General features: G+C 64.2%; 19 protein-coding genes. 8 read left to right on the plus strand and 11 right to left on the minus strand.

Annotated elements, in window-relative coordinates; translation table 11 throughout:
• Window positions 1-441: 441 nt before the first annotated feature.
• Complete coding sequence (locus tag RSA25_RS00550; protein WP_332806971.1) at window positions 442-1,164, minus strand: hypothetical protein; 723 nt, start codon at window positions 1,162-1,164, stop codon at window positions 442-444.
• Window positions 1,165-1,740: 576 nt separating this feature from the next.
• Here RSA25_RS00550 and RSA25_RS00555 point away from each other — a divergent pair.
• On the plus strand, window positions 1,741-4,932 hold the full coding sequence (locus RSA25_RS00555) for a tetratricopeptide repeat protein (protein WP_332806972.1): 3,192 nt from the start codon (window positions 1,741-1,743) through the stop codon (window positions 4,930-4,932).
• Window positions 4,933-5,047: 115 nt separating this feature from the next.
• On the opposite strand, the gene RSA25_RS00560 is transcribed toward RSA25_RS00555, so the two are convergent.
• Window positions 5,048-6,514 carry a hypothetical protein gene (locus tag RSA25_RS00560; protein WP_332806973.1) on the minus strand — a complete coding sequence of 489 codons (1,467 nt, stop codon included), beginning with the start codon at window positions 6,512-6,514 and terminating at the stop codon, window positions 5,048-5,050.
• A 492-nt stretch (window positions 6,515-7,006) separates the two neighbouring features.
• On the opposite strand from RSA25_RS00560, the gene RSA25_RS00565 reads away from it, so the two are divergent.
• Both RSA25_RS00565 and RSA25_RS00570 read left to right on the plus strand, forming a co-directional pair.
• Window positions 7,007-7,519: a hypothetical protein gene (locus tag RSA25_RS00565; protein WP_332806974.1), complete on the plus strand. Its 513-nt coding sequence runs from the start codon at window positions 7,007-7,009 to the stop codon at window positions 7,517-7,519.
• A gap of 651 nt (window positions 7,520-8,170) precedes the next feature.
• Window positions 8,171-8,557: a BrnT family toxin gene (locus RSA25_RS00570; protein ID WP_332806975.1), complete on the plus strand. Its 387-nt coding sequence runs from the start codon at window positions 8,171-8,173 to the stop codon at window positions 8,555-8,557.
• A 581-nt stretch (window positions 8,558-9,138) separates the two neighbouring features.
• On the opposite strand, the gene RSA25_RS00575 is transcribed toward RSA25_RS00570, so the two are convergent.
• A complete protein-coding gene (locus tag RSA25_RS00575) occupies window positions 9,139-9,384 on the minus strand; it encodes a hypothetical protein (protein WP_332806976.1) in 246 nt (81 codons plus the stop codon).
• A gap of 555 nt (window positions 9,385-9,939) precedes the next feature.
• On the opposite strand from RSA25_RS00575, the gene RSA25_RS00580 reads away from it, so the two are divergent.
• Entirely contained in the window at window positions 9,940-10,512 is a 573-nt protein-coding gene (locus RSA25_RS00580; RefSeq protein WP_332806977.1) for an Ax21 family protein, read from the plus strand.
• A gap of 297 nt (window positions 10,513-10,809) precedes the next feature.
• Here the strand turns inward: RSA25_RS00580 and RSA25_RS00585 are convergent, their stop codons facing one another.
• The 5 genes from RSA25_RS00585 to RSA25_RS00605 form a co-directional block, all read right to left on the minus strand.
• Window positions 10,810-11,835, minus strand: a complete 1,026-nt coding sequence (locus RSA25_RS00585; protein WP_332806978.1) for an NAD(P)H-dependent glycerol-3-phosphate dehydrogenase — start codon at window positions 11,833-11,835, stop codon at window positions 10,810-10,812.
• Window positions 11,836-11,855: 20 nt separating this feature from the next.
• Window positions 11,856-12,371, minus strand: coding sequence for a protein-export chaperone SecB (gene secB / locus RSA25_RS00590; protein ID WP_332806979.1), 516 nt, complete (start codon window positions 12,369-12,371; stop codon window positions 11,856-11,858).
• A gap of 106 nt (window positions 12,372-12,477) precedes the next feature.
• Complete coding sequence (locus RSA25_RS00595) at window positions 12,478-12,915, minus strand: rhodanese-like domain-containing protein (RefSeq protein WP_332806980.1); 438 nt, start codon at window positions 12,913-12,915, stop codon at window positions 12,478-12,480.
• 83 nt (window positions 12,916-12,998) lie between these two features.
• Window positions 12,999-13,427, minus strand: a complete 429-nt coding sequence (locus tag RSA25_RS00600; protein WP_332806981.1) for a hypothetical protein — start codon at window positions 13,425-13,427, stop codon at window positions 12,999-13,001.
• Between the two features lie 30 nt (window positions 13,428-13,457).
• Complete coding sequence (locus RSA25_RS00605) at window positions 13,458-13,928, minus strand: YiiD C-terminal domain-containing protein (RefSeq protein ID WP_332806982.1); 471 nt, start codon at window positions 13,926-13,928, stop codon at window positions 13,458-13,460.
• A 43-nt stretch (window positions 13,929-13,971) separates the two neighbouring features.
• On the opposite strand from RSA25_RS00605, the gene RSA25_RS00610 reads away from it, so the two are divergent.
• The 3 genes from RSA25_RS00610 to RSA25_RS00620 all read left to right on the plus strand — a co-directional run bounded on the left by RSA25_RS00610 (window position 13,972) and on the right by RSA25_RS00620 (window position 17,204).
• Window positions 13,972-14,748, plus strand: coding sequence for a uroporphyrinogen-III synthase (locus tag RSA25_RS00610; RefSeq protein WP_332806983.1), 777 nt, complete (start codon window positions 13,972-13,974; stop codon window positions 14,746-14,748).
• 108 nt (window positions 14,749-14,856) lie between these two features.
• Window positions 14,857-15,840, plus strand: a complete 984-nt coding sequence (locus tag RSA25_RS00615) for a uroporphyrinogen-III C-methyltransferase (protein ID WP_332806984.1) — start codon at window positions 14,857-14,859, stop codon at window positions 15,838-15,840.
• Window positions 15,837-17,204: a heme biosynthesis HemY N-terminal domain-containing protein gene (locus tag RSA25_RS00620; RefSeq protein ID WP_332806985.1), complete on the plus strand. Its 1,368-nt coding sequence runs from the start codon at window positions 15,837-15,839 to the stop codon at window positions 17,202-17,204. Before RSA25_RS00615 ends, RSA25_RS00620 begins: the two co-directional genes overlap by 4 nt.
• A gap of 196 nt (window positions 17,205-17,400) precedes the next feature.
• On the opposite strand, the gene RSA25_RS00625 is transcribed toward RSA25_RS00620, so the two are convergent.
• The gene (locus tag RSA25_RS00625) at window positions 17,401-18,696 is read right to left on the minus strand and encodes an acetyl-CoA C-acetyltransferase (RefSeq protein ID WP_332806986.1); all 1,296 of its coding nucleotides are present in this window, start codon (window positions 18,694-18,696) and stop codon (window positions 17,401-17,403) included.
• Window positions 18,697-18,788: 92 nt separating this feature from the next.
• Here RSA25_RS00625 and RSA25_RS00630 point away from each other — a divergent pair, with 92 nt between their 5' ends.
• On the plus strand, window positions 18,789-19,676 hold the full coding sequence (locus tag RSA25_RS00630) for a hypothetical protein (protein WP_332806987.1): 888 nt from the start codon (window positions 18,789-18,791) through the stop codon (window positions 19,674-19,676).
• A 91-nt stretch (window positions 19,677-19,767) separates the two neighbouring features.
• Here the strand turns inward: RSA25_RS00630 and RSA25_RS00635 are convergent, their stop codons facing one another.
• Both RSA25_RS00635 and RSA25_RS00640 read right to left on the minus strand, forming a co-directional pair.
• Window positions 19,768-20,406 (minus strand): superoxide dismutase family protein, encoded by a 639-nt coding sequence (locus tag RSA25_RS00635; protein WP_332806988.1) that lies wholly within the window; start codon window positions 20,404-20,406, stop codon window positions 19,768-19,770.
• Between the two features lie 53 nt (window positions 20,407-20,459).
• A complete protein-coding gene (locus RSA25_RS00640) occupies window positions 20,460-21,029 on the minus strand; it encodes a superoxide dismutase family protein (protein WP_332806989.1) in 570 nt (189 codons plus the stop codon).
• Window positions 21,030-21,065: the final 36 nt, after the last annotated feature.

Raw genomic sequence — 21,065 nt, forward strand, 5'->3', positions numbered from 1 at the left:
AGAAGCAGTACGCACTAAACGGCTGACGACTGTCTACAAAACCCTGGGCGATTCAGGTCACCCTACTCCGCTGATGATACTGGGCTAGACTTTGCACGCCTTCGAATAACTGAAAAACTCGCCAGCCTCTCGCGTGGAAGTGAGCATTGAGGCGGCTCTAGGAGAACGGCAATCATCGATGTGCCTCGCGTGGCCTTGCAGAAGGTATGCATGCAGTGGAGGTGGCGGCATCTGGCTGGATGCGGCCACTGAGTCGCCGAGCTAATCCGAGCCAAGAAAGTACACGTATAGGGACTGGTCTGCGTATCTACTAGATGCCTGCCAGAGGAGATTGACTTGTGGTGCGGCGGACCTGGCCTGTAGGCACCCCGAGACGGACACCATGATGTCGCAGCCAAGCTCCCGTGATCAATGCGACACTCAAGCCTTAGCCCGGCCTTTTCAGGCGTCGGGCGATCCATTCCGATCCATTCTCTCAGCCAACTCCGCCATCCATTCACCCTGCCTTTGGTGCGCATCTTCCGAAAGCTTAGTCCTCTCTTCCAACTGCTGACGAAGGAACGACATCGTGGTGTCGTCCTCGTCAATCTGCGGACGTAGACCTGCACGAGCTCGCAATGCGGTGATTACATCAATCGCTGCGACGCCGATTCTTGCGTACCTCAGCCTCCGGTCTGCGAAGTAGTCGCTCCCATCTCCTGAGCTGTCATATTCCGCGACGAAGTCAAGATACGCCTCAGCATTTTCGAGTTTAATGGGCAGACTGTGGACTTGGTCGAGCAGATCTATCGGCATTGACTTCCAAACAACGTCCAACTCGGCCAGTTCGAGCCGCGGCGTGGGAACTTGAACAACCAGCTCCCCCTCCGCACTGTTCGTGTAGTCGCGTTGTCCATGACGTGTTCCATCATCTGAAACCACTGCTGCACATCTCGAAGCAAACGCGTCCAAGGTGGCGGACACGGTGACCGCCAAGTAAAGGAAGTCTGCAAGCCGCGCTCGTTCATGTGCTTCAGCTTCGCGGCCCCTTGTGAAATAGGCGTTGATCCAGGTGCCTGCGATAGCGCCAATCAAAGCGAGGATGCCGGTGACAATGGGTATCCATGGCCAGTTGGTGGGTGAAGGGCACGTAAGCGCCTTAGCGGTTGCCGCAGCCATAAGCATCTGAGTCGCCTCTAGCGCTCCCATGCACAATCCCCTTTAAGGCCTAGGTGGCCGCCACGACTCAAGTGACGGACTCACTGCATTTGATCACAATGACCGCCATCTCGGGTTGTCTTCGTCTAGATGGCTGACTCATGGCATCCAGTGCTGGGAGTGAAAAGCAGGATAGTGGAGGACTGATGCCGCATCGTGGGTACTGGCGCGCCAGGCCTCTCGCGACCAAGGCTGAGAGATCGCCCGACCGACTGGTGACCCAGGCGCGGCAAAAATAGCGAACTGGTCCGATTTCCGCATTTGGCAGGAGGCGGTCATTGGCAGGGAAGGGGATAAGATCGGTTATCCGGGATAGAGTGTATGGCGGCGTCCGACCAGAAGCGGACGGTCCGAGCAGCCTACGCTTCATCTATCGGAGTTGTCCCTGACACTATTAGTCAGCGACCATGAGTTGGGAGGGCGGCGCCTCGAGCGGGTATCCGGGCGGCTCGAACTCCCAGAGAGTCGAACATGCCCGAGGGAGCGACGTCGGACTAGCACACTGGCTTTGTTGATTCATTCACTAGTACTGGAAGGATGCAGATGCAGGATCCCGCCAATCGCCCCACGGCGTCGCAGTTCATGCGCGCCTTGCGCCCGGAGTTGTACTCGGACTCAGCGTCGCGGATCCGGTACTGCCTTAACGCGGAGATACTTTCCCACCACTTGGAAACGATCACTGAGCGAAACCAGACACACGACTTCGAGCTGTTCTGCCGGAAGTTATGCGAGCGGTCGATTTGCCCCAATTTGCGTCCCGCAACGGGCCCTGAAGGCGGCGGTGACAGCAAGGCCGACACCGAAACAACACCCGTCGCTGAGGAAATCAGAAAGCTCACCTACGTTGGCGCGGCAAATTCCGGTAGCGAGCGCTGGGCGTTCGCGTTCAGCGCTAAGAAGAAGTGGGCCGAGAAGGTAAGATCCGACGTGACCGGCATCGCCGCCACCGATCGAGGCTACACGCGTATCATCTTCGTGACCTCGCGCGCGGCCCGCGCCAAAGACCGGGCCGCGCTGGAAGACGCCCTATCCAAGCAACACGGCATCCCCGTCACGATCCACGATCGCTCCTGGATAGTCGCCGAGGTAATCGAAAAGGACCGTCGCGACCTGGCGTTCCACTACCTGGGGATCGGGGAGGAAACCAGCGACAAGGACTTGGGGCCGTCGGACTACTCGCGCTCCCGGCAGCTGGAAGAGATCGAACGGGAGCTCGCGGACCCGACAGCGTTTGTCGGCATGCCCATGCAGCGAGCCGCCGACGCCTTGGTAGCAGCTAAGCTGGCGCGCGGCGTGGAGCTGCACCGCACCGACGTCGAGGGTCGCTTCTTGCGGGCGATCCGACTGGCCGATGACGGCGGCCTGCATCGCCAGAAGCTGGTGGCTCGCTATGAGGCGCTCTGGACCGCGGTTTGGTGGTACGACGACATACCCTCCTTGCTGTCCGGCTATGATGGGTTCGAGACTCTGGTACTCGACGACACCCAGGCGTCCAATTTTGAACTGCTGTGCAATCTGGCACAGGTCCTTTTCAACACGGTGATCACCGGCCAGATGGCACCGGAACAAGTGCAGCTGGAGCCAAGAATCCGGCGGCTGTCCTCCAGGCTGGATGCGCTGGCAAAGGACACGGAAAGGCCGAACAACGCCCTCGAGGCGACCACGTCACTCTTGGTCGTCCGGGTCAATCTGACAGTCCTTGCGCAGGATCGGACGATGCTCGCGTCGCTGTGGCCCCAGTTCGGCGATGTACTTTCGAAGGCGGAGACGCTGGGCGAGTTCGATGCCGCGCGGTTGTCGCAGTTGATCGAGCGCTTCGGCGATGTCGCCGGCGACGATAGAGGCTATCGTGATCTGGTCGATCAGTTGGCCGAGTTCACCACTAAGCGCACGGGCGAATGCGAAGGCGCCTTGGTGCTGCTGCGCCGTGCACGGAGGCTCAGCTTCAACCAGAATATGGAGATGATCCGATTGCTGGGTCGTGCGGCGCGGCTGCTCTCCAAGAAGGAGCATGCGCAGGAGCATGCACAGGCGCTGGCGGAGCTCGCCGTGGCTTACAAGAGCGCCGGATTGTCATGGGCCGCCCGGGCGAGCGCGACGTCCGCGGCGGTGACGATGTTCGTCGACGCGGAGGATGAGAGCACGCCCCCTGCCGGGGTGTTCCCGATACTCATGAACGTCGCGTGGATGGCATTGGCGCTGAAGTACTTGCCCGAGGCACTCGACACCATCCAGGTGGCTCGCGGTTGTCTGGCCGGCCTGCCGTTTGACGAGGCGTCCGCGGCACGCGCAAGCGAACAACTGCAGGAGTTCGACCTCGTCCTTGCCTGCCAGCTGGTCAACCTTTCGGAGGCGGAACTGTCGCACATGCCGTCGGTGCCGGACGTCCTCCGCGGACTGGACTTGCCTCACAGTTTTTCTGCCTTGATGTACCGATTGGGCTACGAGGACAAGCTCCGTGAGGAGGGATACATTCCCGCCAGTGAATCGGCAGACGACGTCGCCAACATCTTCTCGCAGATGGCCGGGCAGCCAACGAACGTGGCACTCTGGCGGCCGGCGGTACTCAATGGCGAGACGACACAGACGTGCGCCACGGCCGTGCTGGGCGTGCGAATCGACGTGTCGCACGAGCCCACCGACACTGCCATTATTGTCGCCGAAGCCATCGCGGGCTCGATTGAAGCGTTCTTTGCGACTGCGTTTGAGTTGGAAGCCGTCGGCCATGTCGAGCGATTTGATGTGCGGGTGTTGGAATCGGACGCCCGCAACTTCGTCGTTGAGACCGATCTCGACCACATGCGAATGACCGTGCGTTGCCCCCCGGGTTTGTTTCCCGGTTCGCCCGGTGTCTATGCGGACTTCCAGCGCATGTTATTCGAAGTGGCGACGAGGATTTTCTGGGCAACCTGTCACACCAAGAGCCACGGAGATGCAGCGGATCGTCTCTTGGGGACCGATTCCGCCGCGGACCGGATGGCGATGATCGCGTCCCTGTGCTTGAGCCGTAATCGCGTGTTCGGAGGCGTGGCGCGGCTGAGCAAATGGGATCAGCACGCTCCGCAGAAGTACGAGTTGCGTTTAGATCGTCCCAAGGCGATCGCGCAGGCCCCGGCTGCGCGACCAGTCGAGAATGACGGCACTGAGGAGGGTACGCCACCGAGGGTCACCAATCACGACGATGTTGCAGTGCGGTCGGTGATCGATCTGCACCTGTGGGATCAGGCGGGTTGGACAGGAGCGGCGTTCGGCAGCTTCGGTGGTGCGGCACCGCCGTTCCTGGCGCTGATGTTCAAGAACCAGGATACCGCTGCCAAGATCTTCGAGCGGTGGCGGGAACGATTCGGAAGCAGGGACGACTCCGATGAGATCTACGTCGGCATCGTTCGACAGTACTCTGCCGAGCATCCGGCGCACTACGGCATGGTGGTAACGTCCCGGCTCCCGGACGATGGCAACTCGCGAACGCAATTCTCCACCCTCGTGTCGCGATCGTTGTCGATGGAGCCCGACAATGATGTCAACCTCACTCGGTTCCTGAAGGATTACGAACGCGTCGGTGCCTACTTGCTGATGCCGATGGTATTGGGGGAAGGTCAGGCGCAACCGGCGCTTCTCCGGAATATGTTCTTGCTCAAGCAAGCCCTCCATGTAAAGCGGGCCGCCGACGTGGGACCCTCCGACCTTGAGAACCTCTTCCTGAGGCCGCGGGGTCTGGGTCCACTGAAGCGATAAACTGCGCGTCGCGGCGGGACGAGAAGAGCAATCATCATGGGGCGGTAGCCTCGGCTCGGTCGGTCAACCGTCTTTGGCTATCCTAAGCGATCAACCTGTTTTCCTCTGGTTGTGTCTATTCTGGGGAGTAGCTGTTCTCCCTGACCTCGGCTGAAGCCATAACGTAATCAAGGAGGCCTTGGAATTCAGTACTGAACGCTCCAACGTCGTTAGATTCAATGTCTGGGTACCTGTCGTGTAAGTACGTCGAAGGGAGCCAGCCTTTGTATTTTGGAAGATCGAGCCCTCCGAACACGTCCGACATGGGGTGTACTCGAAGCGCAGCCACGGCCTTCTGGAACGACTCAGATCCCATGACGAGATAGGGAGACTTGGTTGCTAACTCTTCGCTGATTCCGTGCTTCTCAAGGCCCACGCTGACAAGTTTCTCTAGAGTGCCGGTCGCAACTGGGCTGAAAAGCAGCCAATCCTCAAGTGTTACTACGATGCAGTACGAGGGGCCCTTCTTCTTGGCTATCTTCGGATCGTGAGACGCCCAGCGATGGAGGTTGAGATAGTTCTGCACAACCGCGTCGGCCAGGTACCGGAGTTCGTCCTGCAGGTCTTTGAGACGGTCGGCAACTCTTGCTTTTGAGGCAATTCTCTTGGCTTTGCATTCAACAAAGGCATAGCTTTCATGCTCGGCCACGATCCAGTCACAACCTGCAAAACTACTTTTGCCAATTGTGAGTGGATCGGGCTTGTAGGTATCGAATGATTGCGGGAGGGACGCAAGCATTCTGCCGACGATGTTCTCTACTGCGTCGCCGTATGCCTTTTCAAAGCCAGATCCGCTTTCATACAAATCAAAGAATATTCCGTCAGTCAGTCGTCGCTCCAGGAGTGGGGGTACTGGGCAGATTGCGCGCTCTGGGTGGAGGGAGTTGAAAGCTATAAGTGGCTTGTAGTGGAGTGCGTTGAATGTGTACTCCCAGGTATCTCCAAGGCGCTGATCCTCAATGAGCTTCTTCCTGACCTGGTCGATGCCACCGACGATTCTGCTGAAGAACAGCCTAGAGGTTGAGTCTTCGATGCCGAGCACGGAATAATCCGTCTGAGTGTTGGTGCTTGGCCTTTGAGTCGTGGCCGCGATTGTGGCAAATGCCATCACGAAGTACGAGTCCACGTCGACGCCAATTCGCCTCTCGAATACTTCTGACAGCGCTTGGTGCCTGTAGAGCGCAAGATAGCGACCAATTTTTGAAGCAGTGATGATGCTGAAGCGGGGGAACTGCTGATGCGCCAAGCGATGAAGCGTCAGCATCACTCCGCCACTCTTATTTGCATCGAAAACGTCATTCGCATAGCCCTTTATCGCATTCATTGACTCGGCAAGCACATACCAGTCTCTGATGGATCGATGAGCTTTCCGCTCGGATCTGTCTGCATGCAGTAGAAGTTCACGTGCCAGCAACTCCAGTTCGTGAGGGAACACGAAACGTGCGAGATTCTGGGCGACACCGCGCCTGTCAACGTGTCTGTATACAGGCGGCAAGGGCACATTGTCCGATACCAATCGGGAGTAATTCCACAGATGGATCAAGGACTCTTCCAGATTCAATGTTCTAAGTGCGCGTTTCACTCGACCATAGTCAGCTAGCATTTCGGCCGCACCTCTCCATTCCGATGTTAACTCTTCGTTCTTTCCAGTCTATCGCGATCATCTTTTATGCTGCATTGAAGCGAAGGTCTGGCGGCGTGCGCAGTTTCAGTCAAGGCACTGTGTCTTCGGGCTAGCTCACCCTATCGTTGAGTGGACCATTGATGTGAGTGCTGCACTTCGCTGGGCGGGAATTCTTTGTTTATCAATCGCATAGAGCGCTGAGGAGCGATCCCAGGAGCACGTGCGCTGTGCCTGCGACCGGCGGGAATCGGACATTGGGTCCTACAGCAACAACGTGGCCTTAGCTGGGTTGGCCGTTGGACGGCTTTTCTGCTCGGACGCATTAGCCCGCGTGTTAATTCTATCTGGCTCGCGCGCCCTCTTTGAGTGTGGCAGAATCTTCCGCAAATGTGACCGGGGGGGGGGGGCAAGATGCCGAAGTACTCTGGACCTGACGATATCTACAGGGAACTGGTAGAGGAGTCGGATGAAAATTGGTTGCTCGGCCTTCTGGCCTTCGCTGTCATCGAGGAGCAGCGGATCGATTGGGCAAAGCATCGATTAGAGACGTCGGGAAGCTCCCCGACAACCGCAGACGTTCAAGCATGGTACGAGTCGCAGCCACAAAGCACTATCCTTAAGGCAAAGGCTGAAGCAGAGACGGCGTTGAGTACCTACGGAGCACAGGCCGTCGAAGAGTTCGATGATACCTATCGTCGGGAAATTTCTCAGGGTATCGTAGTTGGTGAGATACAGAAGCTGGGCCGGTGGGGGCCTCAGCTTGGAATAAACGTTCTTGGCGGTTTTATCGGCTCTATTGTTTTCACTGCACTCTTGATCATCATTGGCTTTTTCGTGTTGCACGAGCCATCGACGAACGACATAGCCCAGAAACTTAGACAGCAAGTGGAGACCAAAGATGGCCAAGTCGGAAGTAACAAGTAAGCGCGCAGCATCAGCTGCATCGAAGGTGCTGCGCGACAGTGGTTCGAGCAAGTCTGCCAAATCGGCTGCTGGTTCTGCACTGTCACAGCGCTCCACTACGAATACTACTTCCAGTCGCGCAGCTACTGCGGCATCCAAAGCGCTGAATAGCGCTGGTTCAAGCAAGGCCGCACGAACAGCAGCAGGTTCGGCGCTCACGCAGAAGCCAAAGCGGTAGTGGGAGCTGATTGAACCGGGGTCCGCTGGGACCTGAGTGTCCGCTCCAGCCGGGGAGCCGACGTCGCGCCGGCCGAGGAGCCACATTGAGAGCTCAGAGGTTGGCGGATTTGCGCTGTTGGACGCTGGCGGACAGATACGGCACAGGGTACTAGTGACGTCTATCCGGGGCAGAGGGTATGACGGCTTGCGACCCAGAGCCTGCGTTGGAGAGAGTGCGGTCTCATGGCTGGAAGGGTCGCTCCTGGTGCTCAATTCAATCCGGCATGCAGCCGTCAGCATCGCCCGTTGGTGGTCCGGTTGTGTGCCAGCCTGTTGGCCGCACGCAGCCATCCTAAGATCGCGCCGTATCAAGGGGATAGCCAGGCGTGCGGCAGGCTATGGATTGGTTGTTCAAACGGACCCAGGGGTCCGACTACTTGGTGGTTTGCCTTGGTGAATCAGATTCCTGAGAACATGGGCCTTCCCAATTGGGAGTTTCGTGTCGTCGTCGGACGCACCCGAATCGACTACGACACAGACAAGGAGTACGGGAATCGTGAGAAGCACGGGTACTCGCTTGAGAGTGCCGTGACACTGCTTGAGTCCACGCTTCTGCCTATCGGTGCCCCGCCGTTCATAACAAGTGACGGATTCATGGAAGCGGGAGAGGTCCGCCACATGCACATGGCCGTAGATGATTGTGGCAAGGTTGTTCTGATGGTCACTACTATGCGGCGAGACGAAACTGTGAGGGTCATATCGTTCCGCCGCGCAAGCGCCCAAGAACGCGAACAGTTCCATTCAATCACTGGATTTCTTGAGGCGGCGGTAGATGACTGACAGTTCATTCAGGTCGAAGTCGCTTCGCGGCTCGGCTTAGTCTAGATGCCACCTGGACCTAGGAGATTTTCGGTGACCAGAATTCTGTTCCACACAGAAACTAGCTACGAGAAGACCTCAGACGAGTGGAAAGAGTACGTTCATGAACGGACGTATTACTTCGACAAGAAGACAGGAAAGATTACTTGCCGGACGTTGACTGAGTTCCAAGACACAAGGTCCTCAAGCAATACTGTAACGCGCGACGAGACTGCAGAAATAAAGCGTAGCAGACTAGGTGCGGCTGCCAAGGCAAGGCTCTCGGATCTGGAGTAGTGTTTAGCGGGCCATCTAACCGCGGTCGCTTTGGGGAAGGCCATCTTCCGGTCAGTGCTGGTCACACCGCAGGCATGATCCGGATGATGATTGAGCAGGACGGCATCGACCTCTTGCGCGCGGTATCCGACCGCACTGATGCTCTCGAGCATCCGACCCATCGTCGGTCCGAACCAATCGGTGGTGCCAGAGTCGACCAGACCCAGCTCTTCACCCGTATCAATGAGGAAGGCATTGACGGAAGTCTGGATCGTAGAAGTCTTCGCCTAGAACGCACGGGTGATGAAGACCTGAAACTGATCCTGACTCATTCCCGAGAGATGAGCGGGGTCCAGATCAACGTAGCCGTCGTAAACGGCTGTGACCGTATAGTCGCCTAGTGCGTGGCGATAGTGGCCCCGCTGCTGTTGGCTTGGTACGGCACCAGCAGTTGCTGCCACCAGGGCCAAGCCGCTGGCCGAAATGAGGCGCACGGAAGCTTTGCGCAGATGAGCGAAGGTCGTACGGTTCATGAAGGGGGAAGCATGTAGGAGGCGGAAGTGCCGGGGGGAATTGTTGTCGAACCCGACCAGGGAATAGATGCCGCTCCCTGTATCTGGCTGTTTCTCCCAATGCCAACAAACTCCCCCTTCTTTGGGCCTCCAGCGTGCCGAGATGCGAAGCGGGCCGACGTTCAGGGCCCGGCCCTTCAGGGGCTCGGTGGGAGGCTCTATTGTTAATGCTCCAACAGACGGGCTGCGACTGCCTCCGGAGGCCGTTCCACGTCTCCGCCATTGGCAAGAAGCCATGACCGGCGGACGCTGGTCCTACCCCTCGGGCCATTGCAACCAAAGGTTTTCAACCCTTCTGCAACCATAGGTACGGCAAAAGCGCAAACCTATGGTTGCCCGTCTACACGACCACCCGGCAAGTTCCCTGAACCCACACCTCATTCATGTACTGGTCAGTTCAATATTCAGTATCGATTCGGGCAACAAATGAATAATTAACACCTGTCGACCGCCCCTTCTCTCCCCTCCCCAGGGGGGCGGCCGGCAAAACCAAAATAATTAAAGGTGTGTCCCGATATGAAGACTTCTTTGCTTGCCCTGGGTCTGCTCGCTGCACTGCCGTTCGCTGCTTCGGCAACCGACGGTCTGTCGTACAACTATGTTGAAGGCGGCTACGTGAACACCGATGCCAAGGGCGGCGACGCTGACGGTTGGGCCGTGAAGGGCTCGGTCGCGGTGGCGCCGAACTTCCATGTCTTTGGCGACTACAACTCGCAGGAAACCAAGCGCGGCAGCGCCGATGTGGACCAGTGGAAGGTGGGTGTCGGCTACAACTACGGCATCGCCCCGACCACCGACCTGGTGGCCCGCGTGGCTTACCAGAAGTTCGATCCCAAGCACGGCCTGGACTTCAACGGTTACTCCACCGAAGTGGGCGTGCGCAGCGCGTTCACCCCGAACCTCGAAGGCTATGTGATGGCCGGTTACGAGGACTACAGCAAGAAGCACGGCATCAACCCGGACGGCGAGTTCTACGGCCGCGTCGGCGCCCAGGCCAAGCTCAACCAGAACTGGGGCCTGGCTGGCGAAGTGAAGCTGGCCAAGGGCGGCGACAAGGAATGGTTCGTCGGCCCGCGCTTCACCTGGTAAGCGTTCAAGCACCACCGCGGTACGTTGTTGGATGGCGCGTGACCTCTCTCCCACGCGTCATGAAGCCCGGCTTGGCCGGGCTTCACTTTGTCTGCCGCCGCGTGCCTCGGGCGGCAGGCCGCCGGCCCCGCGCCGGCACGCCCCCTGGCCGCTACCTCGTCGGTGCGCCACGAAAAAACCCGGCATTGCGCCGGGTTTTTTCGTTTCAGGCAGTGCGTGCAGCCGTGCGGCGGTGGCGCGCTGGCACACGAGGAAGCACCAAAAAAAACCCCGGCAATCGCCGGGGTTTTTCGCAGGTCACTTGAACAGCGTGTCCGGGTATTCCGGCTTCTGCTCGCGTGCCAACAACGCACGCAACCCTTCTTCTGGCGTCTGCTCGCCATGCAGCACCGCACGCACGCGATCGGAGATCGGCAGGTCGATGCCGTGGCGACGCGCCTGGCGCATGACTTCATCGGCGGTCTGCACCGATTCCACCACCTGGCCGATCTCGCGCACCGCGTCCTGCAGCGTCTGGCCGCGTCCCAGCGCCAGGCCGAGGCGACGGTTGCGCGACAGGTCGCCGGTGCAGGTGAGCACCAGGTCGCCCAGCCCGGCCAAGCCCATCAGGGTCTCCGGCTTGGCACCGATGGCCGCCGCCAGCCGCAGCATCTCGTTGAGGCCGCGGGTGATCAGGCCGGCGCGGGCGTTCAGGCCGAGTGCCATGCCATCGGCAACGCCGGTGGCCACGGCCAGCACGTTCTTCATCGCACCGCCCAGCTCGGCGCCGACCATGTCATCGCCGGTGTAGGCGCGGAAAGCCGGGCCGTGCATCGCATCGGCCACCTGCTGGGCGAATGCCGGCGCGTCGCCGTGCACGGTGATCGCCGTGGGCAGGCCTTGGGTTACTTCCTTGGCGAAGGATGGACCGGTCACCACCGCCAGCGGCACGTCCGGCCCGAGGACCTCGCGGGCCACTTCGTGCAGGAAACGCCCCGACCCGGGCTCGAAGCCCTTGGTCGCCCATGCCACGCCGGCCGCGGCCGGGCGCAACGGGGCCAGCGCGCGCACGGTTTCACCGAACGCGTGCGAGGGCACCACCACCAGGATCCAGGTCGCATCGCGTACGGCGGCGGCCAGGTCGGTGGTGGCGCGCAGCGTGTCCGGCAAGGGAATGCCGGGCAGGTAGCGGGTGTTCTCGTGGCGCTGGTCGATGGCCTCGACCATGGCCGCATCGCGCCCCCACAGCACGGTCGAGTGACCGTGCCGGGCGAGCAGACTGGCCAGCGCCGTGCCCCAGGAGCCGGCGCCGAGAACCGCGATCTTTTCTGCGTGGGTGCTCATCGAAACGACAGCAGCGCCGATCAGGCGTTGCCGGCCGGCTCGGAGTCGGCCAGCGAGGTTTCACCCTGCTCCTGGCGCTGACGCAGGGTTTCGGCGTACAGGCCTTCGAAGTTGATCGGCTGCAGGAAGAACGGCGGGAAGCCGCCAGCCTGGATCAGGTCGCTCACCAGCGAACGCACGTACGGGAACAGGATGTTCGGGCACTGGGTGCCGAGCAGCACGTCGATCGACTGCGGGTCCAGGCCCACCAGGCCGAACACGCCGGCCTGCTGCACTTCGGCCACGTAGGCGGTCTTGTCGCCGGCCTTGCAGGTCAGGGTGACGGCCAGCACGACTTCAAAGGCGTTCTCGCCCAGGCGCTGCACGCGCTGGTTGAGGTTGAGCTGCAGTTCCGGCTGGACCGAATCGTTGAACACGGCCGGGGCGTTGGGCGACTCGAAGGAAACGTCCTTGACGTAGATCTTCTCGACGGTGAACGCGGGGCCGGTGGCGGCGTCGGCCGGCGCGACGGCGCCGTTGGTGTTCTCTTCGGACATTTCCTGTAGCTCCAGAAATTAAGTGCAGTAAGAATGGATTGTTACATGCCCTGCGATGGGGGCGCGTGGCGCCGCGCACAAGGCGCGCAGCGCGATCCAGGCCAAATCAGTGGCGACCCTTGACCAGCGGCAGCTCGGCCTGCTGCCAGGCGGGAATGCCGCCGTCGAGCACGTTGACCTGCTCGAAGCCGGCCTTCTTGAGCGCCTTGGCGGCGGTTTCCGACGCGTTGCCGCTGCGGCACACCAGCACCACCGGGCTCTGCTTGGCGTTGATCACCAGCTTGTGCTCCGGGCCGAACGCGGTCGGCTGCACGTTGCGGCTGCCGGCGATGTGGCCCTTCTCGAAATCACTGCTGGGCGAGAGGTCGACGACGACCGCGCCACCGGCATTGATCAGGTGGGTCAGTTCGGCCGGCTTGAGCGACTTGAAGCCGCGGAACAGGCGACGGACTTCGGTGACGATGATGGCCACGGTCAGGCCGACCAGGGCCATCGACAGCATCGGGTTTCGGCCGGCGAAGGCCAGCAACTCTTCGTAATTCACTCAGGTCACGGGTCGATAAGCGGGGGCCGATTGTCGCACATGCGGGCGAATCGGCGTCCAGCCGGCCCCGGGCCGGCGCGGATTCAGGATTCCGGCCACAGGTCCGGCAGGCCACTGGCCTGCCACCAGCGCTTGCCTTCGGCATCCCAGCGCCAGACTTCACGCACCAGCACCATGCGTTCGGCCTGGGTGTTGACGTTGATCACCCCGATCTCGACGCGGCGCTCCACGCTGCCGTCGGGCATGGCCCCGGTGCTGCGCTCGCGGTAGGACGACACGCGGATCTGGCTGTAACGGCGCAGTTCCAGGTCGGTGAGCGGGTGTTCCTTGCGATAGGCCGGGTCGAGGTAGCCGATGGCATCCTCGGCGCTGCCCCAGCGGATGGTGGCGCCGTAGGCGTTCTGGGCTTCCTCGAGCAGGTTGCGCTGCTTGCGGCTCAGGCCGGCGGCAAGCGCCGCCACGCTGGCCAGCATCAAGGTGGTCAGCAGCAGGATCTGAAGCGTACGGCGCATGCGAATTCCCCAATCGGCAAGGCGCCCATCCTACCGCCTTGCGAAGGCAACGAAACGGCCGGTCAGTTCAGCGGCGGGCTTGCCGTCGGTGCCGGGCTGGCGGGCGACCAGGCCGATCCGGGCCTTGCCGCGCTGGGCGAAGGTGGCCAGGAAGCCGGCCCAGTCGGCCTCGTCGGCGGCCTGGGCGTGGGCGTGCAGGTCCTGGTAGACCGGGGCCAGGTAGCGCACGTGGCTGTCGGCCACGTAGACATCGGCATCGAAGCCGGCCAGGCGCAGGCGCAGGGTGACCAGGGCCCAGCCGGACAGGGTGAGCGCCGAGGCCAGGCTGCCGCCGAACGCGTTGCCCTTGTCATTGACGTTGGCCGCCAGCGGCGCGCGCAGGTCCAGCACGCCATCGGCATAGGAAGCGACCTGGATCTGCATCGCCGCCACCGGCGGCATCCGGTCCAGGACATGCTGCAGTTCGGCCAGGTGGGCGGGCAGGGATTGGGGGATGGACATCGACACGACAACGTTACGGCGAAGGGCTCGCATAATGCCCGCAATGAACCGTGATGCACATGTGCCGGATTGGACCCTGATTTCGCTGCGCCCGCGCGGCCAGCATGCGCTGTTGCGCCGCGCCGCGCAGGCGGCCGGGGCGCACGTGCTGGCGCTGTCGCCGTGGGCGTTGCAGGTACGGCAGGACGCGGCCACCGTGGCGCAGCTGCGCCGCGCGCTGGCGGCGCCGCGGGTGCTGTTCAGCAGCCCGGCGGCGGTGCACGCGGCCGCGCGCCTGCAGCCGCTGGCCGGCCCGCACCCGGGCACCTGGCTGGCGGTCGGCGCCGGCACGGCGGCGGCCTTGCGGGCGCACGGTGCCGGGGAGGTGCTGGCGCCGGCACGGATGGACAGCGAGGGCCTGCTGGCGCTGCCCGCGCTGGCCGACCTGCACGGGCTGGACGCCGGGCTGGTGACCGCCCCAGGCGGGCGCGGCGTCATCGCTACCACGTTGGTGGAGCGCGGCGCGCGGCTGATCCGCGCCGATGTGTACCGGCGCGTGCCGCTGGCGCTGCCGCCGCGCGCGTTGCAACGCCTGCGCCGCTGCCCGCGGCCCTGGGTGCTGGCGGTGAGCAGCGGCGAGGCGCTGGAGCGGCTGTTGGCCGGCGTGCCGGCCGACCTGCTGGCACCGCTGCGCCAGGCCGTGGTGGTGGCGGCCAGCGCGCGCCTGGCCGAGCAGGCGCAGGCGGCCGGCTTTGCGCAGGTGGCGCTGGCCGAGGGCCCCCTACCACGCCAGCTGGTGCAGGCCGCACACGCTGCGATCATCACTTCCGCGACTTCCTGAACAGGCGACGCTGCCGGCCTTGCAGGCCGCGCGGGCGGCGGGTGATGCTGTGCACCACGTCGCTCGCCAGCCCGTGGATGTCCCGGCGCGATCGACAAGGATGCCTGCATGAACGACCCCGTTTCGCCACCGCCCGCCTCCCGTTCCCTGCGCTGGATCGCCCCGCTTGCGGTGGTGCTGGTGATCGGTGCGGGCGTGGCCTGGGGCTGGACGCGCTGGCAGGCCGAACAGGCGCGCGAGCTGCAGCGCCAGGCCGATGCCGGGTTGCAGTTACAGGGCCTGGTGGACAGCGTGGAAGCGCTGCGCCGGGACCAGCGCTCGACCTCGCAGCGCGTGCAGGACGCGGCGGCCACCAACCGGGTGCTGCGCGATGAAATGCTGGGCCTGAGCCAGCGCAGCGCGCTGCTGGAAGACAACCTGGCCAAGCTGGCCGACAGCACCCGGCACGGCGCGCAGGCGCTGCAGCTGGAAGAGACCGAACTGCTGCTGGGCCAGGCCGCCCAGCGCCTGGCCTATGCCGACGACGTGGACGGCGCGCGGCGGCTGTATGCGCTGGCCGCGTCCACCTTGAACGATGTGTCCGGCAACGAGTACCTCAACGTGCGCCAAGCGCTGATGCAGGAGCGCAACGCGATGGACGCGCTGGGGCCGGGCGTGCGGGTGACCACCGCCGCCCAGCTGGCGGCGTTTTCCACGGCGCTGGAGCGCCTGCCGCAGCAGGTGGATGCCGTGCCCGGCACGGGCAAGGCCACGCCGTGGTGGCACCAGGTGCTGGCCCCGTTCGTGACCATCACCCCCACCCACACCCAGGGCCCGCTCACCGATGCCGAGCGGGTGACCGGCTGGGATGCCCTGCAACTGGAACTGACCTTGGCGCGCGCGGCGGTGGAGCGCGGCGACCAGCCCGGCTTCACCCACGCAGTGGATCGCGTGGCGCTGTGGCTGCCCCGGCTGTGGCCGGATTCACCCGCCCTGCGCGAGCGTCGTGCTGAACTGCAGCAACTGCGCATGCGCGTGCTGCAGCCCGCGCTGCCCGAACTGGGCAGCACCCTGCAGCAACTGCGCTCGATGCGCGATGGAGATGATCGATGAAGCCCTTCCAATCCCTGGTGGTGTTGTTGCTGGCCGTGGCCCTGGGCGTGATCGCCTCGCAGTTCCTGGGCACCGAACAACTGCGCCAGTTCGGCGAAGTGATCTACCGCTACGGCGGCAACGACTACCGCTCCACGGTGCCGCAGGTGGCGCTGATGGTGCTGGTGGGGGTGCTGGTGCTGTGGCTGCTGTGGAGCCTGCTGGCCTCGCCGTTCCGGGCCTGGGGCCGCTACCGCCGCAAGCAGGGCCGCGCGCGCCTGATCGAAGGCCTGCAGGCCCACGAACAGGGCCAGTGGCAGCGCGCCGAGAAGCTGCTGGTCAACGCCGCCGAAGACAAGGAAGTGAGCGCGGTGGCGATGGTGACCGCGGTGCGCAGTGCCGAGGCGCGCGACGACCAGGCCGCCGCTACCCAGTACCTGCAGCGGCTGTCCGGCGAAGACGCCACGCTGCACGCGCTGCTGCAGGCCGAACGCCTGCTGCAGCAGGAGCGCCCGGTGGATGCGATCAACCTGCTGGACACCGCGACGATCCAGCCGCTGCCGCCGCGCGGCCTGTGGCTGCGCACCGAAGCGCTGGCCCGTGCCGAACGCGCGCATGAGGCATACGGCCAGCTGGGTGCGCTGCGCAAGCAGAAGGCGCTGCCCGATGCGGCCGTGGCCGAGCTGGAAACCCGCCTGGCCGCGCAGTCGCTGCTGGAAGCGGCCGACGTCAACGCGCTGGCCGCGCAGTGGGAAGCCACGCCCAAGGCACTGCGCAGCGACCCGGACGTGGTGTCTGCCTATGCGCTGCGCGCGGTGGCGCTGGACTGGGACGAGCCGGCGCTGCTCAACCTGGAGCAGGCGCTGGACACGCGCTGGGACGAATCGCTGGTGACGCTGTATGGGCAGATGCCGGTGGACAAGCTGGCCACGCGCCAGGCCAACCTGCAGCGCTGGCTGGGCCAGCAGCCGGCCAGCCCGGCGCTGCTGCTGGCGCTGGGCCGCATTGCCGGTGCACAGCGTCTGCACAGCCAGGCCGAGGACTACCTGCACCGCGCGATCGCCGCCGGTGCCGGCCCGGCGGCATGGGAAGCGCTGGGCGAGGTCTTCGCCGATCGCGGCGAGACGGCGCTGGCCGCGCAGTGCTTTGCCAACGCGTTGCGCCAGCAGCGCGGCGAGGACAGCCTTGCACTGGCCCGCGCCAACCCGGCCACGCCGCTGCAGGCGGTGGTGCCCGAACGCGCCACGGTGGAAGAACAGTCGCTGATGTCGCAGCCGCTGCCGGTGCAGCCGGTGCGGCCGGTAGATCGCGTCGATCCGGTGAACCCGGTCGATCCGCTGGTGCGCGATGACCGCGACGCATTCGGCAACCCGCGCGTACCCTGATCGCGCGCGGCTGATTCACGCCAACCGGTAGTGCCGGCCGCTGGCCGGCTCCACGCACTGCGGATGGTTGTGCAGCCACCCATGGGGTGGCTCTACCTGGGCTTCGGGCCGTTCTGCAGCCACCCATGGGGTAGCTCTACCCCCCAACGAAAAGGCCGCCTTTCGGCGGCCTTTCTGGTTTTCGTCTCCTGCCGGATCAGCGCTCGACGATGGCCACCACGCCCATGCCGCCGGCGGTGCAGATGGAGACCAGCGCGCGGCCACCGCCGCGCTCGGCCAACTGCTTGGCGGCCGTGGCGATCACGCGCGCGCCGGTGGCGGCGAACGGATGGCCGGTGGCCAGCGAGGAACCCAGCGGGTTGATCCTGGCCGGGTCGATCCGGCCCAGCGGCGCGTCCAGGCCGAGGCGGTTGCGGCAGTAGTCTTCGCTCTCCCACGCGCGCAGCGTGCACAGCACCTGGGCGGCGAAGGCCTCGTGGATCTCGTAGATGTCGAAGTCCTGCAGGGTGAGGCCGTTGCGCTTGAGCATCTCCGGCACGGCGATGGTGGGCGCCATCAGCAGCCCTTCACCATGCACGAAATCGACCGCGGCCACCTGCGAATCGCGCAGGTAGGCCAGCGGCGCGTGGCCATGCGCCCGTGCCCAGTCGTCGCTGGCCAGCAGCACCGCCGAGGCACCGTCGGTGAGCGGAGTGGAGTTGGCGGCGGTGAGCGTGCCGCGGCCGGAGACCTTGTCGAAGGCCGGCTTGAGCGTGGCCAGCTTCTCCAGGGAGGTGTCCGCACGCAGGATGTTGTCGCGCTCCACGCCGCGGAACGGGGCGATCAGGTCGTTGAAGAAACCGCGCTCATAGGCGGCGGCCAGCTTCTTGTGCGAGGACACCGCCCACTCGTCCTGCGAGTCGCGGGAGATGTTCCACTCCTTGGCCATGTCTTCGCAGTGGTCGCCCATGCTCTTGCCGGTGCGCGGCTCGGCCACGCCGGGGAACTCGGGCTTGAGCTCGCTCAGCTTGAAGCCGCGGGTAAGCGCCTTGAGCTTGTCGCCGGTGGACTTGGCGCGGTTGGCCGCCAGCAGGCGGGCGCGCAGCTTCTTGCCGTACACGATCGGTACGTCGGAAGTGGTGTCCGAACCGCCGCCGATGCCCGATTCGATCTGGCCCAGCGCGATCTTGTTGGCCACCGCGATCAGCGTATCCAGCGAGGTGCCGCAGGCGCGCTGCATGGTGATGCCCGGGGTGAGCGGGGACAGGCCCGAGGACAGGGTGGCCTCGCGGCCGAGGTTCCAGTCGCTGGAATGCTTGATCACCGCGCCCATCGCCACTTCGCCCAGCTGCTGGCCGTGCAGGCCGAAGCGCTCGACCAGCGCCCCCAGTGTGCGGACCGACATGCCGAGGTTGCCGACGTCCGAATAGGCCGTGTTCTGGCGGCAGAACGGGATGCGGACGCCACCGAGGATGGCGACGGGACGGGCGTTGGGCATGGAGATACCTGGCATGGGAAGGGTGTCTGCAACATGGCCTGCACGAAGGAGCAGGCATAATGGGGGCAAGTGTAGCTGCCGCCCTGTGATGGGCCAACCGTGAAACCATGAGCAAACCCGACCCCGGCATGAATGCCCTTGGCGTGATGGCATTGGAACTGGCCGGCGGCGACGCGCCGCGCCATGCCGCGCTGTCTTCCGAACAGGCTGGCGAGCTGGCCGAACGCGTCGGCCGCGACCTGGCCAAACTGGTCCCCGGTGTCAGCGGGCTGGACTTCGTGTTCGCCGGCGCGCATTTCGACCCGGCCGAAGTACTGCGCCCCGGCTGGCCGATGCATCGCCGGCTGGAAGAACTGCAGATGCGCGCCCCCGGCCGCAGCCAGGGCCCGCGCATGCTGGCCTTTGGCGCCGGTGCCGACGGCGAGGTGCCGTTGCCCTTCCAGGCCGATGCCGGCCTGGCCGGCGGCGGCCTGCGGGTGGTGCCCTTCCTGCTCACCGGCACCGACGTGGCACAGACCCAGGCCGTGGCCGAGGCGCTGGAAGAGGTGCTGCTGGCCCAGGGCATGGCCCAGGCCGATACCGCCCTGCAGGCGCAGAACGCCTTCGGTGCGCAGATCGAGCACGCGCGCTACTTCACGGTGAACGACCTCGCCGCGATGATGTCCATGCAGTACGACAACCAGGGCCTGGCCGCGCTGTGGCCGCTGATCGAGACGGCGCTGATGGCCCCGCAGCTCGAGCAATGGCTGGACGCCGCGCCGGAGCCGCTGCTTCGATACGCCGACGGCGAAGTGCGTATGGCCCTGTTCGATCCGGCCGGCTGGTGTGCGTTCTACAACCACGGCAAGGGCGACTGCGATCGCCTGCAAGGCATCTACGAGCAGTACCTGATGCGCCAGCGGCAGATGGCCGCAGTGCTGGAAGCGCACGGGCTGCCGGTGCTGTTCGTGCATTGCGAAGCCGGGCAGGAGGCGCGGGCGTTGCTGACGCGATGAGGGTGGTTGGTTAAGCCACGCATGGCGTGGGTCTACCAGCGCAAAAAAACGCCGGCATGTGCCGGCGTTTTTCATGCTGCATCCGCGTCGGTTACGGGGCGGCCTTGATCACCGCACACGCCAGGCGCGCGCCGGCGTTGCCGGTCGGCTGGGTCTTGTAGTCGTCCGCGTCGGCGTGGACGATCAGGCCACGGCCGATGATGTCGAAATCATCGCCCTTGCCGATGTTGACGTTGGTGGACACGTCCGCATCGACCACCGCGTTGCCCTGCGCATCGGCCTTGATGTTGGGAATGTCGCCACCGTGGTGCGGCGACGCGGCCACGCTGCCGTGGTCTTCCTTGGACGGGTTGAAGTGGCCGCCGGCGCTGGCGCCGTCCGGCGCGCTGCAATCGCCCTTCTCATGGATGTGGAAGCCGTGCTCGGAATTCGGCTTCAGGCCGCTGATGTCGCCCTTCACGTGCACCTTGCCGTCCACCACGCTGAAGGTGACGTTGCCCTTGACCGTGCTGTCCTTGGTCGGGGCCAGTTCGGCGGCGGCGCCATGGTTGGCGTGCGCTTCGCTGGTCATCGCCGGCGGGGCGTCCGGGGTGGTGGCATCGGCGGCCGGCGTCGCGGCGGCGGTGTCGGCGGCCGGGGTGGCCTCCGGGGTGGTATCGGCCGGCTTGTTGCAGGCGGTCAGGCCCAGCGCGGCGATGGCGACGAACAGCGAGGTATGGATCAGACGCATGTGGAACTCCTTGCAGGTTGCGATGGAAGAAGCGACGTCGCGGGATCGCACGCTCAGCGCGTGACCCGGATGACGCCGCAGGCGATTCTGGCGCCGGCGTTGCCGGCCGGCTGGCTGCGGTAATCGTCGGCGTTGGCATGCACGACCAGTGCACGTCCTGCGATATCGGTGGCTGCGCCGCCGCCAAGGGTAACCGCCGGCAGGCGCACATCGACATTGACCCGGCCCTGGGCATCGGCGCGCAGGTTGTCCATGTCACCGAGGTGGTGCACGCCGCCGTTGTTGCGCCCATGCGGCTGCTGGGTGGGATTGAAATGCGCGCCGGCACTGCTGGCATCCACCGCGCTGCAGTCGCCGCGCTCGTGCACGTGGAACGCCGCCGTCTGCAACGGCTGCAGGCCGCCGATCACGCCGGTGATGTGCACCCCGCGCGCATCGGGCACCAGCGCCAGCCGGCCACTGACCAGGCTGGCCGAGGCCGGCGACAGGTTGGCTTCGGCCATCCGCGCGGTGCTCACCAGGGGCACCGCCGCCGGGGCGGTGGGGCGCGGCGGCGGGGTGGAGCCGCAGGCGGCCAGGCCCAGGGTGGCCACGGCGACAACAGCGATGGGAAGACGGCGCATGGAAAACTCCTTGGTTGCAAACTAACGGCGTGCGCG

The sequence above is a fragment of the Stenotrophomonas sp. genome (assembly GCF_036662295.1).
GTDB lineage: Bacteria > Pseudomonadota > Gammaproteobacteria > Xanthomonadales > Xanthomonadaceae > Stenotrophomonas.

What these genes read in the sequence shown, in the direction of transcription:
- RSA25_RS00625 (WP_332806986.1), bottom strand. Translation starts at nt 18,696, where the DNA reads ATGCCAGGTATCTCCATGCCCAACGCCCGTCCCGTCGCCATCCTCGGT.
- RSA25_RS00575 (WP_332806976.1), bottom strand. Translation starts at nt 9,384, where the DNA reads ATGAACCGTACGACCTTCGCTCATCTGCGCAAAGCTTCCGTGCGCCTC.
- RSA25_RS00600 (WP_332806981.1), bottom strand. Translation starts at nt 13,427, where the DNA reads ATGCGCCGTACGCTTCAGATCCTGCTGCTGACCACCTTGATGCTGGCC.
- RSA25_RS00585 (WP_332806978.1), bottom strand. Translation starts at nt 11,835, where the DNA reads ATGAGCACCCACGCAGAAAAGATCGCGGTTCTCGGCGCCGGCTCCTGG.
- RSA25_RS00580 (WP_332806977.1), top strand. Translation starts at nt 9,940, where the DNA reads ATGAAGACTTCTTTGCTTGCCCTGGGTCTGCTCGCTGCACTGCCGTTC.
- RSA25_RS00630 (WP_332806987.1), top strand. Translation starts at nt 18,789, where the DNA reads ATGAGCAAACCCGACCCCGGCATGAATGCCCTTGGCGTGATGGCATTG.
- RSA25_RS00640 (WP_332806989.1), bottom strand. Translation starts at nt 21,029, where the DNA reads ATGCGCCGTCTTCCCATCGCTGTTGTCGCCGTGGCCACCCTGGGCCTG.
- secB (WP_332806979.1), bottom strand. Translation starts at nt 12,371, where the DNA reads ATGTCCGAAGAGAACACCAACGGCGCCGTCGCGCCGGCCGACGCCGCC.
- RSA25_RS00615 (WP_332806984.1), top strand. Translation starts at nt 14,857, where the DNA reads ATGAACGACCCCGTTTCGCCACCGCCCGCCTCCCGTTCCCTGCGCTGG.
- RSA25_RS00620 (WP_332806985.1), top strand. Translation starts at nt 15,837, where the DNA reads ATGAAGCCCTTCCAATCCCTGGTGGTGTTGTTGCTGGCCGTGGCCCTG.
- RSA25_RS00565 (WP_332806974.1), top strand. Translation starts at nt 7,007, where the DNA reads ATGCCGAAGTACTCTGGACCTGACGATATCTACAGGGAACTGGTAGAG.
- RSA25_RS00555 (WP_332806972.1), top strand. Translation starts at nt 1,741, where the DNA reads ATGCAGGATCCCGCCAATCGCCCCACGGCGTCGCAGTTCATGCGCGCC.
- RSA25_RS00550 (WP_332806971.1), bottom strand. Translation starts at nt 1,164, where the DNA reads ATGCTTATGGCTGCGGCAACCGCTAAGGCGCTTACGTGCCCTTCACCC.
- RSA25_RS00635 (WP_332806988.1), bottom strand. Translation starts at nt 20,406, where the DNA reads ATGCGTCTGATCCATACCTCGCTGTTCGTCGCCATCGCCGCGCTGGGC.
- RSA25_RS00610 (WP_332806983.1), top strand. Translation starts at nt 13,972, where the DNA reads ATGAACCGTGATGCACATGTGCCGGATTGGACCCTGATTTCGCTGCGC.
- RSA25_RS00605 (WP_332806982.1), bottom strand. Translation starts at nt 13,928, where the DNA reads ATGTCCATCCCCCAATCCCTGCCCGCCCACCTGGCCGAACTGCAGCAT.